This window comes from Pseudoalteromonas sp. CST2 (genome assembly GCF_028599385.1).
In the GTDB taxonomy this organism is placed as follows: Bacteria; Pseudomonadota; Gammaproteobacteria; order Enterobacterales; family Alteromonadaceae; genus Pseudoalteromonas; species Pseudoalteromonas atlantica.
This window is the reverse complement of the sequence record NZ_JAQREO010000019.1, coordinates 19,919-34,362: the sequence shown is the minus strand read 5'-3', so window position 1 is coordinate 34,362 and position 14,444 is coordinate 19,919. Positions and strand designations below refer to the sequence as shown.

Below are 14,444 nucleotides of genomic sequence, written 5' to 3'. Positions count from 1 at the left end.
TAACATTTAGACAGCCTGTGCAAAATGTCGTTTACTGGTTGAAGTATTAAATACAGCTAATAATAACACAAAGGTATATCACTGAACTATAGCGCTTAGTATTTGTGAGCTTTTTTGCTAAACTAGCGCGCATATTAACAGTGAGAGTGTATTTATGTCGGGTGAGTTTCCACGAGCTGGTTTTTGGCGTCGTTTTGCGTCGTTAGTTTATGATACGTTAGCTATTATTGCGTTTGCTATGTTAACGGTTGTGCTCTATTTGTTTGCCGTACAAGGGCTTATTTCACTTGATGTTATTAGTTTAAATGGTGCTGAAGATGTATCGGCACTTATTCAAGAGTCACTGCTGCTGTCGAGTATTCGAAGTGCCTTACTTGTTATTGTTACTTTAGTATTTTTTGGCTATTTTTGGACTAAAAGCGGGCAAACTATAGGCATGCGCGCATGGCGTTTAAAAGTACAAACTAGTGAAGGAAGCTTAATTAGTTGGCCGCAGTCTATTGTTCGCAGCCTAAGCGCCCTGCTTGGTTTAGGTAACCTTGTGGTATTAATTGATTTTAAAAACAAAAAAGCGCTGCAAGACTATGTCTCAAAAACTGAGGTAATTACTCTTACAAAAGAAGAAAACAAACGTATTTACCGCGAGCTAGATTAATACCCATTTATACCAATGCGCAATAATACTTAATAATTTTGCGGGGCTAACTTGTCGCTACCTGCGTTAAAAATTCTCATTTACGACTGCATGGCTGCAGAAGGTAGAGCAATGCAGGAGCAATTGCCGAGAACAACTAAATAGCGATTTTTTATGCCTAGCTATCAACATGTTTTTCCAGCCTCAAAATTGATCACTTAATTAAGCTGATTGGTATTAGTTTTTGAATAACGCGTTATAAAAACTAAAAAGGTGACCATAGGTCACCTTTTTAGTATTAAATAAGCGCTTATAACGGCTATACCCGCTTATTCATCATGTACGTAGCAAAGCCTATAAATAGTATACTTGGCAGTACCGCGCCTATAATAGCGGGTATTTGATAAACCATTACCACAGGGCCAAATATCTCATTTATTAAGTGAAATACAATTCCCGTTACTACACCCATAATGATACGCGCACCCATGGTAACGGTACGTAACGGGCCAAATATAAACGACAGTGCAACCAGTAGCATTACGGCAACAGACACAGGCTGCATTAGCTTACGCCACAAGGCCAGCTCATAGGTGCTGGTATCTTGCTCATTTTGCTGTAAATACCCTAAGTACGACCAAAGCCCTGTAAAGGAAAGCGACTCAGGCTTTACCGATACAACACCAAGCTTTTCGCCCGTTAATTGCGAAGGGTAAAACTCTTCATCAATGTGTTCACTGCTTATTTGCTCATCACTAATATGAACCTTGTTTACATCGCGTAATAGCCAACCTTCATCACGACCAATGGCCACTTTAGCTTTGGTTATTTGAGTTAAATCAAGTGACTTATCAAATTGATACATGTGCACACCGTTTAAACGGCCGTTTTGATCTACATCTTCAATATTAATAAAGTTGTTGCCATCTTTAGCCCATACGCCTTTTTGTGCATTGAATACATCGCCGCCATAAATTGCCTGATTACGCATTTCTTTGGCGTGTTGTTGCGCCTCTGGTGCGCCCCACTCACCAAGAGCCATCATACACACAGCCATAAACACGGCGGTTTTCATTACCGAGCCTATAATTTGCAAGCGCGACATACCCGCAGCTTGCATTACCACCAGCTCACTGTTTGAAGCCAGTGCACCTAAGCCTGTTAAGCCACCAATAAGCGCCGCCATCGGGAAGAATATAACTAAATCGCCCGGCATACTGTAAAAGGTGTAAAGCGTTGCGGTCATTAAATCGTAACTGCCACGACCAACCGACTTTAGCTGATCAATAAACTTAATTAATGTACTAATCCCTACTAGCACCAACAAAGCAAATCCGGTGGTTTGTAAAATGCTGCGGCCTAAGTACCAATCGAGTGTTTTCATCATGCGCTTAACTCCCGTTTTGTTACAACGGCTTTAAGCCAGGCCCCCAATGGGCGACCTTTTATAATTAATAAACTACCTATAAATAAAGCGCTTAAGTGAATCCACCACAAACCAATTGAAGGCGGTATTTTACCATCTTCTACGGCAAATTTTGCAGCATTGAGTAAGATGAAATAACCTAAGTACAAGCTAATGGCTGGCACTAATTTAGCAAATTTACCTTGGCGAGGATTAACCACACTTAGCGGTACTGCTATTAACGTTAGTAACGGAATAGAAAGCGGTATTGCAATACGCCACTGCCACTGGGCTATAGATTCAGAGGTATTGAGTGGCAATAGTTGATTAGTAGGTATTGCTTCTAATTTACGGCGCTGATGCTCTATTTCTTGCTCGCGTATTTGTACGCTGTAGCCATCAAACTGCGTTAAATTAAGCGCCGGTGTTTTGCCATCGGTTTCGTAGCGTTTGCCATCAGTTAGCACTAATTGTTGCTCACCGTTTATTGCCTCTACCACCACGCCTTGTTCGGCATACACTAAACGTGCAAGGTCATCTTTTTCGGTATCCGGCAGCTGCGCTACAAATACTTTGTTAAGCTCTTTACCGCCGTTTTCAATGTTATGAATAAACACCACGGCTTTTTCATTACCGGTTTGTTGAAACCGCCCTGCCCTTAACGCAGATAAACCCGCATCGGCTTTGGCTTGCTCTTTTAATTGGTACTCTTGCTCACTCGCCCACGGCGCAAGGTACATGGTGAGAGAGGCTGCTAATATAGCCAAACCCACACTCGAAATTAAAGTAACGCGTACCACATACCACTCACTCACCCCACAGGCTTTAAGAACGGTCATTTCGCTGTCGGCGTAAATGCGGCTGTAGGCTAAAATAATTCCCAAAAATATACTCAATGGCAGGATCAGCGAAGCTAATTGCGGCAATTTAAGCGCAATCATCGATAATACTAACTTGGCAGGAATGCTCCCTTCAGAGGCATCTCCTAAAATAACCACAAACTTTTGTGACACAAAAATGGTCATTAAAGTTAAAAATACGGCGACCTGCGATTTTAAAACCTCTGCGGTCAAATAACGAAAAATAAGCAATGCTCGCCCCTGTTAAACATAGAATTTCACTACAATAGTGATAATTTGATAATAAAGTAGCTATTTTACCCAGTTTTATCTGGTAAATAAGTCGTTATTATAAGCTAACAAAATTAATTATCCTACCTAAGTGCACGATATATTGTTGCATTAGTAGCCCTTAAACATATAAAGTTCAATTACACAGTAAGAGTCAGAAAAAATCAGCTAAAATTAAGATTATCTCTACATAAGTTACGTAGCGAAGACTAGATTTTATTTTTTTAGCCCCAATTAATAACGTATATGACTCACAACCAGGAGTAACAATGGAATTTAACGTAAAAAGTGGTAGCCCAGAAAAACAACGCAGCGCGTGTATTGTCGTTGGCGTTTACGAACCACGTAGGTTATCCCCCATTGGTGAACAACTCGATAAAATCAGCGATGGTTATATCTCAAATTTACTACGCCGTGGCGACCTAGAAGGTAAGCCGGGGCAAGTGTTATTATTGCATCATGTACCTAACGTTTTAAGCGAGCGCGTATTGCTTGTTGGCTGTGGTAAAGAGCGCGAGCTTGATGATAAGCAATATAAGCAAATAATTTCTAAAACAATTAATACCTTAAACGAAACCGGCTCAATGGAAGCGGTGTGCTTTTTAACAGAGCAACACGTTAAAGGTCGTGATACCTACTGGAAAGTTCGCCAAGCGGTAGAAACAACACAAGATTGCCTATACACATTTAACCAGCTAAAAAGCAAAAAAGTAGACCCTCGTCGTCCACTTCGTAAAATTGTGTTCAACGTACCAACGCGTCGCGAGCTGACCATTGGTGAAAGCGCTATTGAGCATGGCTTAGCCATTGCCGCAGGTAGTAAGCTATGTAAAGACGTAGCCAACATGCCACCCAATATTTGTAACCCTGCTTATTTAGGCGAACAAGCGCAAGCGCTGGCTAGCAATTTTGACAACATCACCGTTGATATTATTGGCGAAGAAAAAATGGCCGAACTAGGTATGAACTCGTACTTAGCAGTTGGTCGCGGCAGTGATAACGAATCGGTTATGTCGGTTATTAACTACAAAGGTGCAAGCGATGAGCAAGCGCCTATTGTGCTAGTAGGTAAAGGCCTAACGTTTGACTCGGGCGGTATTTCAATTAAGCCAGGCGAAGCCATGGATGAAATGAAATACGACATGGGCGGCGCAGCCGGTGTAATTGGCGCTATGCGCGCACTGGCACAAATGCAGCTGCCTATTAACGTAATTGGCGTTTTAGCCGGCTGTGAAAACATGCCAAGCTCTAACGCGTATCGCCCTGGCGATATTTTAACAACCATGTCGGGGCAAACCGTAGAAGTGCTTAATACTGATGCTGAAGGCCGATTAGTATTATGTGATGCGTTAACTTACGTTGAGCGTTTTGACCCAGATACAGTAATTGACGTAGCAACACTAACAGGCGCATGTATTGTTGCCCTTGGTGCACACGCAACAGGTTTACTGTCAAACCACAACCCACTTGCGCATGATTTATTAAAAGCGTCTGAGCAAAGTGGCGACCGTGCATGGCAGTTACCACTGTGGGATGACTATCAAGATCAACTCGATAGCCCATTTGCTGATTTTACAAACTTAGGTGGGCGCTCTGCTGGTACTATTACCGCAGCGTGTTTCTTATCTAAGTTTACTAAAAAGTATAACTGGGCTCACTTAGACGTAGCCGGTACCGCGTGGCGCAGTGGCGCTAAAAAAGGTGCAACGGGTCGCCCTGTTCCTATGCTTACTCAGTATTTATTAAACCGAGCGGGTGTAAGCGAAGCTACGCACGACTAATAGCCTAATTAACCTGAGCCTTATTTAGAAAAGTCACTCAGCAGGTATTTTTAGCGCTAACAGCATTAAATTTATTTGCCATAAGGCAAAAATATTTTAACCAGAGCTTAGGTTATTTAACTTGTATTAAGGCGCCATTTGGCGCCTTTTTTATTGCTGTAATTATCTGTGTATTAATTGAAGCAAACCCCGTTATATGGCAAAATCTGCCTCTTAATTTATGTGTATCAACTATGTGCACATTCAATGTCATGGGAAACCCCGATACAATGAACATGAATGCTCAATTTTTCGTTCTAAAGCAACAAGATGAATCTAAAGCGCAGGCTGATGATCATTTTGCTTTAGCAGCTCAAATTGCCGCAGAGCAGTATCGATTAGGGCATCGTGTATTTATTTTTGTAGATAACGAACACACCGCCTATGCCATTGACGAAACCATTTGGGCATTTGATCCCGACAGTTTTGTGCCGCATAACCTGCAAGGCGAAGGCCCTAAAGCCGGCGCACCAGTAGAAATAGGCACCACGCCTCCTGTTGGCAAACGTAACGTTTTAATTAACTTAGCTAATAACCTGCCTGATTTTATTAGGCGTTTTAGCCAAGTTTTTGATTTTGTACCAGTAGAGTCTGTAGCTAAACAAGCCGCTCGTGAGCGCTTTAAAAAGCTGCGCCAACTTGGTGCCAATATCAGCACGCAAGAGATTAATAGCTAGCCGTTTAGGATAAAGCTAACCAACTAATTTAAGTACTTATTTAAGGTTCTGTGTAATGGATAAAACCTACAATCCGCAAGATATTGAACAGTCGCTATACCAAGACTGGGAACAAAAAGGCTACTTTAAGCCATCTGGCCAAGGCGTACCGTATTCGATCATGATCCCGCCGCCAAATGTCACCGGTAGCTTGCACATGGGCCACGCCTTCCAAGATACAATAATGGATACCCTTACGCGTTTTAAGCGTATGCAAGGTAACAACACATTATGGCAAGTAGGTACTGACCACGCGGGTATTGCAACGCAAATGTTGGTTGAGCGTAAACTACACGCTGAAGAAGGTAAAACACGTCACGATTTAGGCCGCGAAGATTTTATTAATAAAATTTGGGAATGGAAAAACGAATCTGGCGGTACTATCACTAAGCAGCTTCGCCGTCTTGGCGCATCGGTTGATTGGGACCGTGAACGCTTTACGATGGACGATGGCTTATCTGAAGCGGTTAAAGAAGTCTTTGTACGTCTTCACAAAGAAAACCTAATTTACCGCGGTAAGCGCCTAGTAAACTGGGATCCAAAATTACACACCGCTATTTCAGACCTTGAAGTTGAAAACAAAGACAAACAAGGCCACATGTGGAATTTGCGCTACCCACTTGCTGATGGCGTTAAAACACAAGACGGCAAAGACTACATTGTCGTAGCAACAACACGTCCAGAAACCATGCTAGGTGACTCAGGTGTTGCAGTAAACCCAGATGACGAACGCTACACAGATTTAATTGGTAAAGAGATTTTACTGCCTATCGTAAATCGTCGTATCACAATTGTTGCAGATGAACACGCTGATAAAGACAAAGGCACGGGTTGTGTAAAAATCACCCCAGCACACGACTTTAACGATAACGAAGTTGGCAAGCGTCATAAAATGCCAATGATCAATATTTTCGATAAAAACGCTGCTATTCTAAGCCAAGGTGAAACATACACCTTTGACGGTAAAGAACTTGAGTTTGATGCGCCAATTCCTGAGCGCTTACACGGCCTAGACCGTTTTGCTGCACGTAAAGCGATTATCGCAGAATTTGAAGAACTTGGTTTACTTGAAAAAATCGAAGACCATGCGTTAACTGTACCTTACGGCGACCGCTCTGGTGTGGTCATTGAGCCACTCCTTACCGACCAATGGTATGTACGTGTTGCGCCACTTGCAGAACCTGCAAAAGATGCCGTTAAAAATGGCGACATTCAGTTTGTGCCTAAACAGTACGAGAACATGTACTTCTCGTGGATGAACGACGTACAAGATTGGTGTATTTCACGCCAGCTTTGGTGGGGTCACCGTATTCCAGCTTGGTACGACAGCGAAGGCAACGTTTACGTTGGCCGCGATGAAGCTGAAGTACGCCGCGACAACAACATTGCCGATGATGTTGCGCTAAGCCAAGACGAAGACGTACTTGATACCTGGTTCTCATCTGCGCTTTGGACGTTCTCAACGCAAGGTTGGCCAGAGAACACGGATGATTTAAAAACCTTCCACCCGTCTGACGTGTTAGTAACGGGCTTTGATATTATTTTCTTCTGGGTTGCGCGTATGATCATGATGACGCTGCACTTTATAAAAGACGAAAATGGTAAGCCGCAAGTGCCGTTTAAAACAGTGTATGTTACTGGCCTAATACGTGATGACAACGGCGATAAAATGTCTAAGTCAAAAGGTAACGTACTTGACCCACTAGATATGATTGACGGCATCGAGCTTGAAGATTTAGTACAAAAGCGTACTGGCAACATGATGCAGCCTAAACTTGCCGCTAAAATCGAAAAAGACACGCGCAAAGTATTTGCAAATGGTATTGAAGCACACGGTACCGATGCGCTTCGCTTTACCCTTGCAGCAATGGCATCAACCGGTCGTGATATCAACTGGGATATGAACCGCCTAGAAGGTTACCGTAACTTCTGTAATAAACTATGGAACGCAAGCCGTTACGTATTAATGAACACAGAAGAGCAAGATTGTGGCTTCAACGATGCACAAAAAGAGTTCTCATTAGCAGATCGTTGGATATTAGGTCAATTTGAAGCAGCGGTTAAAACCTACACTGAGCACCTTGATAACTACCGCTTTGATTTAGCCGCTAACACACTTTACGAATTCACTTGGAACCAGTTCTGTGATTGGTACTTAGAGCTGACTAAGCCGGTATTATTTAAAGGCAATGAAGCACAGCAACGTGGTACACGTAATACACTCATTACGGTACTAGAAAGCCTACTGCGCTTAATGCACCCAATGATGCCATACATTACCGAAACTATTTGGCAGCGCGTTGCACCACTTGCAGGGCTTGAAACTAAAGGCACCAGCATCATGGTACAGGGCTTCCCTGTTTATAATGAAGCAAACGTTGATGCCCAAGCTATGGACGACTTAGAGTGGGTTAAACAGTTTATTTTAGCAATTCGTGTTATTCGTGGTGAGATGGACATTAGCCCTAGTAAGCCACTTAACGTGTTGCTAGCTAACGCATCAAGCGATGATGTGCGCCGTATTAACGAGAACGAGTCATTTATTGCCTCGCTTGCTAAACTTGAATCGTTCACCCTGCTTGAAAACAAAGACGATGCACCAGCGTGTGCAACATCCTATGTTGGCAACCTTGAAATTATGATCCCTATGGCGGGCTTAATTGATGTTGAAGCAGAGCTTGCACGTATAAACAAGCAACTCGAAAAAGCAGAAAAAGGCCTAGCCCAAGTGCAAAACAAGCTGGCTAACGAAAAGTTTGTAAATAACGCACCAGAAGCAGTACTTGCAAAAGAAAATGCTAAATTAGCTGAATTCACTGATGCCAAAACCAAGCTACTTGAGCAAAAAACTAAAATAGAAAGCTTATAATTTTAGTTGCCTGCTAAAGCAATTTAGCAGGCATTAAAAAAGCCGCTCACTGTTAAAGTGAGCGGCTTTTTTGTGCCCTGCGATTAACCACAAGGCACAGCTACATTAAAACTTGTAGTTGTACTGAGCGCCAACAAGTACAGCGTGACCTTTAGACTCAAAGCCCCACTCACTGCCTGACTCATCAGCTTCAGTAAATGTTTGTGTTTTACCACGAATAATACTTACACCTAAATCAACATTTGATTGCGTGTCGATAGTGTAGTTACCACCAAACGAGAACCAAAAACGGTCTGTATCAGGGATAGAGATAGACAGGTGAGTTTGCGATACTGGCGACTCATCAAACGCTACACCTGCACGAAGTAGTAAGTCTTCGTTGTATTGATAATCTGTGCCGATAGAGTAACGAAACGCATCGTCAAACTGTTCTTGCTTTTCAAACGGTACAAACTTATCACCAGTTGGTAACGTCACTTGTGCTTCTAGTGACTCAAAGCTGCTCCAACCTGTCCATAATACGCTGTAGTGTAAGCCTAGTTTTTCATCTAACTGGTGAGAACCAGAAAACTCAGCAATAGCTGGTAACGTTAGCTCTACAGAACCTGGTAGTTGTGCACCACCAGTGCCGCCTACTACTACTGGTAAGTCATTTGAGAAATCACCTTCAAATGTGATGTCTGTTTCGCTGCGGTAGTTAAAACCAAAACGGCTATTTTCGTCTAGTTGGTACATTAAACCAACGTTTAAACCTAGGCCTGTGTCGTCACCTTGAAGGTTTACTGCATCAGCACCAAAATCAAAGCCGCTTGTATTAGCGCCTACTTTACGGATTACGGTTGCATCTGCATAAATGTAGTTTAAGCCAATACCAAAGCTAAATTGTTCAGTTACTTTATAAGCAACGCTTGCATTAAGGTTAACAGTGAAAATTTCTGTCTCGCCTGCAATTTGGCCCGCTACGTAGTCATCGTTAAACTCTGTAGATAAACCAAAGTTAGAAAACGCGCCAAAACCTAGTGATACTTTATCGTTATACGGCATAGTAAAGTAAGCGGCAGGTACTACTGCGCTTGGTGCTATGCTGTCATCATCTAGGGCACTTGGATCAATACCGTTATTGGTTTGCGTCCCTTCTAAGCTCACATCTGGAATTACACCAATAGCAGCAACACTAAGTTGCTTATCTTTAAATAAAGTCATTAATGCAGGGTTGCGAGCAACAACAGACGCATCATCTGCGATAGATGCTTCACCTGCGTATGCACGGCCTAAACCTGACGCGTTTTGCTCTGCTAATTGAAACGCGGCTGCAAAACTATCAGCCGAAACAAATGCAAGCGAAGCTGCAATAAGAGTTTTAGAAAATTTCATTGTTGTGTCCTTAACCAAACAAGCGTTTGGGTATCTATGTGTTGTTATTAGGATTTTAAACTTGGCTACACTACCTTAATTTTTTATAAAAAACTGTAACAAAGCGACAAAAAACACCAAAAAACACGTTTTTTAACTACATTTTAACAACTATTTAAAACTCATCGGAGCAGAAATGTGTTATTAGAGCTTATACTCTAATTGTAATTAATTATCATTTAGATTGACTTGTAATTCCCTGCATTTTAAACTCATTACAAAATCACAAAGGAAGCAAATAGGTGATCATTTTACTTATTATTGCAGGGCTCATTTTTTGTGGCGCCAGTGTGTTTTGTTTTTATAAAGCAAACTATTGTGCCTGCACACAAGCCGGCCAATGCGATAACCCCGTAAACCATTACTGGTTAGGGGCCATGCTAAATGCATTAGTGTCGTTAGCTTTTTGCTGTATTGCACTGCATGTGCAGCAAGGAACATTATTATGGCTAACGTTAATGGCCAGTTGTTTTTTAGGCGCTTATATTTCTGCTAAGCGCGAAAAACTCAAGCGTTGTAAAAAAGCTAATTCAACAAGTGCTCTTTTAACAAACGAGCCAAATTAATTTGATAGTCGAGTGGCTTGATACTCGACACTATTTTAATACTTTGATCAGGTTCATTTAAGTCTAAGTCTTTAGGGGTGACGTGGTGCCCATGCTTAGCATTATAAAATAGCTTAACTTTAGGCTTGATGGGATTTGATTTATTGCCCTCGAGCACGAGAGCTAATCGCTCATTAGTTAATTTAACAATAGTGCCTACTGGGTGCACACCTAAACATTTAATAAAGTGCTGTACTAGCTCTGCATCAAATAGCTCTTTGTTAGCCAACAAATAACGCAGCGCATTAATGGGTTCATCCCCTTCTTGATGCGGTCTATCGGCTGTTAGCGCATCGTACACATCAACAATTGCCATAATGCGCGCTGGGCGGCTAAGCTTTTCAGCTGTAATACCACGCGGATAGCCTGAACCATCTAATCGCTCATGGTGGTTAACTATCATGTCGAGTATTAGGGGGGTAATGCCTTTTTCACCTTTAACCAAGCCTAAACCTTGAGCCACATGGCGTTTAATAATATCCATTTCGCTGCTAGTGAGTTTACTTGGCCTAGAAATAATCCCCTGCGGGAGTTTAGCTTGCCCTAAGTCGTGAAGTAACGCGCCCATAGCAAGCTGCTGCACGGCTTCTTCTTTGTATCCTAAATATTTAGCAAACACGGCGGTGAAAATAGCGCAGTTAATCATGTGGCGCCAATTGTAGCTATGTTTGTCTTTTATGCGGGTTAAAATGGTCATTGCGCTGGTATTTCTAAATACCGAGCTGACTATATCGTTAGCCATTTCATCAATCACCTTTAAATTAACCGACAACCCTGTGGTTACATCGCCATACAAAGCTTGCAGCTTGCGATTATGCTGCTCAAAGTTGATGCTGGCTTTGGCAAATTCTTGCTCAAGGGTAATCGCAGGTTTTACAACGGGTGGCTTTGTTTTACTGCTTGATGTGGTGCTCTCTTGTGAGGGCGCACTCTTAGGTTTGTACTTATCGGGTATGGCGGCATCGCCTTTGGTAAAGTCGATAAGCAGCTCTAAAACGCCTTCGGTTACTAAGCGTTTTATAATTGCCTGGTTTCGCACTAAGCCACTGGTTTTTATTTTTATACTGTTGAGCCCTTCATGCTGTTTGGTAACACTGTCAACAAACATACCTGGGGTGAGCTCTGAAATGGGTAACGCGATGAGCATGGCAGAAGCGTTTTCTACAATTAAATATGCCTACTAAATAGCATTGTTTAACCCTAAAAGTCTACTTTTTGAGTTGAGGGCAATACCATATAACTATAAAGGACTACTAAAATGAAGGTAGACGTAAACAGGAAAACAATAAAAAGCAAATGGCGCTCTTGCTAGGAATCGAACCTAGAACTTAGCCTCCGGAGGGCCACGTGATATCCATTTCACCACAAGAGCACATTTGTTGCCAAAACACTAACTCGCGATATCAATGCTTTAGCACTGGCAATAATAAAGAGATCTTTAAATAAATACCAGCATCATTGAGTTATATGCCTATAAATCAAACTGTTTTTGATAAAACACTTCACAACTAGCCAAAAACAAGCTATTTATTGGTATTCGATAAAAAAATAGTAACCGTTTGGCAACATGTTCTGAATGCTTACGGATTATATAGAGGATGTAATTATGAGTTTAATGTCGACTGAGCAAGTGGCTGAGTTTTTAGGTGTAAAAGCCGAGCGGGTAAAACGCCTTGCTCGTGAGAGCTTGCTTATTGCCAAGTCTGAAGATGAAAACGGTGAGCCCCAATTTGATGCTGACGAAGTAGCAAAGTACAAAGAGCTTGCCGCGCGTTTTGGCGGGCTTTAATCTTTTATCTCGTTTAATAACTTATTTAGCTGCGCGCGTAATGTGCTTGCCTTATTATTTATGTCGCGCTGCTCATACCACCCTATACACAACACAAAAAACACCACTTTAAAGTAACGTAGCTTGTTATAAGCGCAATAAAACTCACTGGGTATTGCTTGCTGGGCGCTATATTGCTCAAGCAAAGTGTGCTCTGCGTGCGCATTTAGCTCTAAGCTAACCGCAAGTGCCGCTAAATCAAAATACACGTCGTTTGTTTGCGCATATTCAAAGTCAATCAAATACATGCCACTTGAATTTACTATTAGGTTATCTTTAACTAAATCGTTATGACAAAAGCCACTGCTGTAGGGCATATCACTAATGGCGCTTAGCGTATCTTCAATTAAGCGGCTGTGCTGTTGATATATGTTGCTATTAGCGTAATACACAAGCTCTTTTGCAATATCCATTGGCTGTGTAGCTAGAGGGTAACTATGAACGCGTGCCAATTTTTCAACTAAGTCGATGCTGTAGCTATTAGTGGCAATATCGCCACAAATATAGCGAAATGCAGCTCGCCTGTTAGCCTTATCGAGCCAAATGGGTTTAGGGCAAACGTTATGCTGGCTAAGTGCAGTTTGGGCTTGTAGCCCTATTTTAGGCCAATGCGATTTGTAGCATTTTAATAAGTAGTTTTGCTGTGCAGTTTTTATTAGGTAATTGTCGTTACTTAAACCATTCACTAATTTAGTGGTTTGTAGCACGTGCTCAGGTGCCACAAACTCACTACATAACGCGGCAATATTTGGATTACGGTGCATGCGTTATAATTGCGCTAATGGCTTAGCTTGGCTTTGCTCGTACTCTTCGTACCAGGTTTTAAATCCCCACGCGGCCATAATAGTGTAAAAAATAAATAGCGCGAGCGTTGGGTAATAGCCTTTTTCGTAATACAAATACATAGAGGCCGCATCAATAACAATCCAATACAGCCAGTTTTCGAGTACTTTTTTAGCAACCAAATACGTGGTTACCACCGCAAAACAGGTTGTAAAGCTATCTAGGTAGGCAAAATCGGCGTGGGTGTAGTTTTGCATTACATAGCCAATAATAATGGCCGCTAAGCTCGTAGCGCCTATAAGAATGGCATGGCGTTGTGTAGACCATGAGGTAATACTAATATTATCTGCTTTGCCTTTGCGCCATACCATCCAGCCAAATACAGCCATGTACATGTAATAAAAATTGAGTAGCGACTCCATAAGCAGCGCGCCATTCCAGTACATTATGGTGTAAATAAGCGTGCTAAAAAAAGCGGCAGGCCAGCACCATAGGCTTTCTTTTATTGCCAGTAATAAATAAGCAATAGACAACCCTACCGCAATATATTCCCAATGCGACATTGCTGTAAAACCACTTAAGGTTTGTGTTAAAAAATCCATGTGTGCGGTTACCGTTTTTAATACACGTTAAATAAAGGCGATTACTCTGGAGATAAATCGCCAGATAAAAACTTACAAACAAAAATAGCCTTACCAAACTCTTCGTACGAGCGTTTAATTTCGGTGTTTAGCACTTGCATTACCAAATCGTAATCGCCAAAAATTTGCGTAGAAAGCGTATTGGTGATCACTTTTAAGTTGTCGTATTCGTTTAAACGGTCAATAAAGCCCTTAATAAACGGGATGTAATCTTGATGAAGTGGGTATTTACTGATCTCTACTGATAATTTCATTTTAAACTCTACTTTTAATTATTTGATTTCAACAAATCGTTCAATGCCAGTTCAATACAGTGTAAAATTACACTCACACTCAATTAGCTGAGCTTATTATGGCACGCAGAATAACCTATACATTTAAAAACCAACCGCGCGAAATTAACTTCGCAAAAGACAAATACCACGACATGTATCAAGCTATTGCCGCTGCCGAAGGTATTGATTTAACCAACTACTTAAACATGGTACGCCAAATAGAAATGACCTCAAAAGGCTCTTCGGCTGTACGTAACTTTCGTGACCAAGAATTTGCCCGTATGGGCTTTAGTGATATTTACTTTATTAAAGAATAAATATCACT

The 14,444-nt window shown here is 41.7% G+C and carries 14 protein-coding genes and 1 tRNA gene; 7 read left to right on the top strand and 8 right to left on the bottom strand.

All coding sequences use genetic code 11. The features are described 5' to 3' along the window. Positions 1-154: 154 nt before the first annotated feature. A complete protein-coding gene (locus PSH41_RS18485) occupies positions 155-655 on the top strand; it encodes an RDD family protein (protein ID WP_029771767.1) in 501 nt (166 codons plus the stop codon). A gap of 298 nt (positions 656-953) precedes the next feature. On the opposite strand, the gene lptG is transcribed toward PSH41_RS18485, so the two are convergent. Continuing rightward, the gene (gene lptG, locus PSH41_RS18480) at positions 954-2,021 is read right to left on the bottom strand and encodes an LPS export ABC transporter permease LptG (protein ID WP_031289389.1); all 1,068 of its coding nucleotides are present in this window, start codon (positions 2,019-2,021) and stop codon (positions 954-956) included. After that, positions 2,018-3,130, bottom strand: coding sequence for an LPS export ABC transporter permease LptF (gene lptF, locus PSH41_RS18475; protein ID WP_024031637.1), 1,113 nt, complete (start codon positions 3,128-3,130; stop codon positions 2,018-2,020). The genes lptG and lptF overlap by 4 nt, the downstream gene beginning before the upstream one ends. 308 nt (positions 3,131-3,438) lie before the next feature. Between lptF and pepA the strand changes: the two genes are divergently transcribed. From pepA to PSH41_RS18460, 3 genes are all read left to right on the top strand, one after another. Continuing rightward, positions 3,439-4,950 (top strand): leucyl aminopeptidase, encoded by a 1,512-nt coding sequence (gene pepA, locus PSH41_RS18470; RefSeq protein ID WP_004588473.1) that lies wholly within the window; start codon positions 3,439-3,441, stop codon positions 4,948-4,950. Between the two features lie 269 nt (positions 4,951-5,219). Further along, positions 5,220-5,666, top strand: a complete 447-nt coding sequence (locus PSH41_RS18465) for a DNA polymerase III subunit chi (RefSeq protein ID WP_024031635.1) — start codon at positions 5,220-5,222, stop codon at positions 5,664-5,666. 55 nt (positions 5,667-5,721) lie between these two features. Next, positions 5,722-8,574 carry a valine--tRNA ligase gene (locus tag PSH41_RS18460; RefSeq protein ID WP_273589846.1) on the top strand — a complete coding sequence of 951 codons (2,853 nt, stop codon included), beginning with the start codon at positions 5,722-5,724 and terminating at the stop codon, positions 8,572-8,574. A 105-nt stretch (positions 8,575-8,679) separates the two neighbouring features. Here PSH41_RS18460 and PSH41_RS18455 read toward each other — a convergent pair whose 3' ends face one another. Continuing rightward, entirely contained in the window at positions 8,680-9,948 is a 1,269-nt protein-coding gene (locus PSH41_RS18455) for an outer membrane protein transport protein (RefSeq protein WP_273589847.1), read from the bottom strand. Positions 9,949-10,229: 281 nt separating this feature from the next. Here PSH41_RS18455 and PSH41_RS18450 point away from each other — a divergent pair, with 281 nt between their 5' ends. Next, positions 10,230-10,553 carry a hypothetical protein gene (locus PSH41_RS18450; protein WP_029772472.1) on the top strand — a complete coding sequence of 108 codons (324 nt, stop codon included), beginning with the start codon at positions 10,230-10,232 and terminating at the stop codon, positions 10,551-10,553. Here the strand turns inward: PSH41_RS18450 and PSH41_RS18445 are convergent. Then, positions 10,513-11,739, bottom strand: coding sequence for an HD-GYP domain-containing protein (locus PSH41_RS18445; protein ID WP_273589848.1), 1,227 nt, complete (start codon positions 11,737-11,739; stop codon positions 10,513-10,515). The genes PSH41_RS18450 and PSH41_RS18445 overlap by 41 nt on opposite strands. Before the next feature lie 150 nt (positions 11,740-11,889). Continuing rightward, a tRNA-Arg gene (locus tag PSH41_RS18440) sits at positions 11,890-11,964 on the bottom strand. Positions 11,965-12,198: 234 nt separating this feature from the next. On the opposite strand from PSH41_RS18440, the gene PSH41_RS18435 reads away from it, so the two are divergent. After that, the gene (locus PSH41_RS18435; protein WP_024031630.1) at positions 12,199-12,381 is read left to right on the top strand and encodes a hypothetical protein; all 183 of its coding nucleotides are present in this window, start codon (positions 12,199-12,201) and stop codon (positions 12,379-12,381) included. Here PSH41_RS18435 and PSH41_RS18430 read toward each other — a convergent pair. From PSH41_RS18430 to PSH41_RS18420, 3 genes are read right to left on the bottom strand one after another with little or no spacing between them, the layout of a single operon-like run. Further along, entirely contained in the window at positions 12,378-13,184 is an 807-nt protein-coding gene (locus tag PSH41_RS18430) for a phosphotransferase (RefSeq protein ID WP_273589849.1), read from the bottom strand. The genes PSH41_RS18435 and PSH41_RS18430 overlap by 4 nt on opposite strands. A 3-nt stretch (positions 13,185-13,187) precedes the next feature. After that, positions 13,188-13,805, bottom strand: a complete 618-nt coding sequence (pnuC, locus tag PSH41_RS18425) for a nicotinamide riboside transporter PnuC (RefSeq protein ID WP_004588465.1) — start codon at positions 13,803-13,805, stop codon at positions 13,188-13,190. A 41-nt stretch (positions 13,806-13,846) separates the two neighbouring features. After that, a complete protein-coding gene (locus PSH41_RS18420) occupies positions 13,847-14,098 on the bottom strand; it encodes a hypothetical protein (protein ID WP_004588464.1) in 252 nt (83 codons plus the stop codon). 98 nt (positions 14,099-14,196) lie between these two features. On the opposite strand from PSH41_RS18420, the gene PSH41_RS18415 reads away from it, so the two are divergent. After that, positions 14,197-14,436, top strand: a complete 240-nt coding sequence (locus PSH41_RS18415; RefSeq protein ID WP_004588463.1) for a DUF2960 domain-containing protein — start codon at positions 14,197-14,199, stop codon at positions 14,434-14,436. Positions 14,437-14,444: the final 8 nt, after the last annotated feature.

Bases quoted from the DNA above. Each gene is read 5' to 3' on its own strand.
- PSH41_RS18485 (WP_029771767.1), top strand. From the start codon at position 155: ATGTCGGGTGAGTTTCCACGAGCTGGTTTTTGGCGTCGTTTTGCGTCG.
- lptG (WP_031289389.1), bottom strand. From the start codon at position 2,021: ATGATGAAAACACTCGATTGGTACTTAGGCCGCAGCATTTTACAAACC.
- pepA (WP_004588473.1), top strand. From the start codon at position 3,439: ATGGAATTTAACGTAAAAAGTGGTAGCCCAGAAAAACAACGCAGCGCG.
- PSH41_RS18465 (WP_024031635.1), top strand. From the start codon at position 5,220: ATGAACATGAATGCTCAATTTTTCGTTCTAAAGCAACAAGATGAATCT.
- PSH41_RS18460 (WP_273589846.1), top strand. From the start codon at position 5,722: ATGGATAAAACCTACAATCCGCAAGATATTGAACAGTCGCTATACCAA.
- PSH41_RS18455 (WP_273589847.1), bottom strand. From the start codon at position 9,948: ATGAAATTTTCTAAAACTCTTATTGCAGCTTCGCTTGCATTTGTTTCG.
- PSH41_RS18445 (WP_273589848.1), bottom strand. From the start codon at position 11,739: ATGCTCATCGCGTTACCCATTTCAGAGCTCACCCCAGGTATGTTTGTT.
- PSH41_RS18435 (WP_024031630.1), top strand. From the start codon at position 12,199: ATGAGTTTAATGTCGACTGAGCAAGTGGCTGAGTTTTTAGGTGTAAAA.
- PSH41_RS18430 (WP_273589849.1), bottom strand. From the start codon at position 13,184: ATGCACCGTAATCCAAATATTGCCGCGTTATGTAGTGAGTTTGTGGCA.
- pnuC (WP_004588465.1), bottom strand. From the start codon at position 13,805: ATGGATTTTTTAACACAAACCTTAAGTGGTTTTACAGCAATGTCGCAT.
- PSH41_RS18420 (WP_004588464.1), bottom strand. From the start codon at position 14,098: ATGAAATTATCAGTAGAGATCAGTAAATACCCACTTCATCAAGATTAC.
- PSH41_RS18415 (WP_004588463.1), top strand. From the start codon at position 14,197: ATGGCACGCAGAATAACCTATACATTTAAAAACCAACCGCGCGAAATT.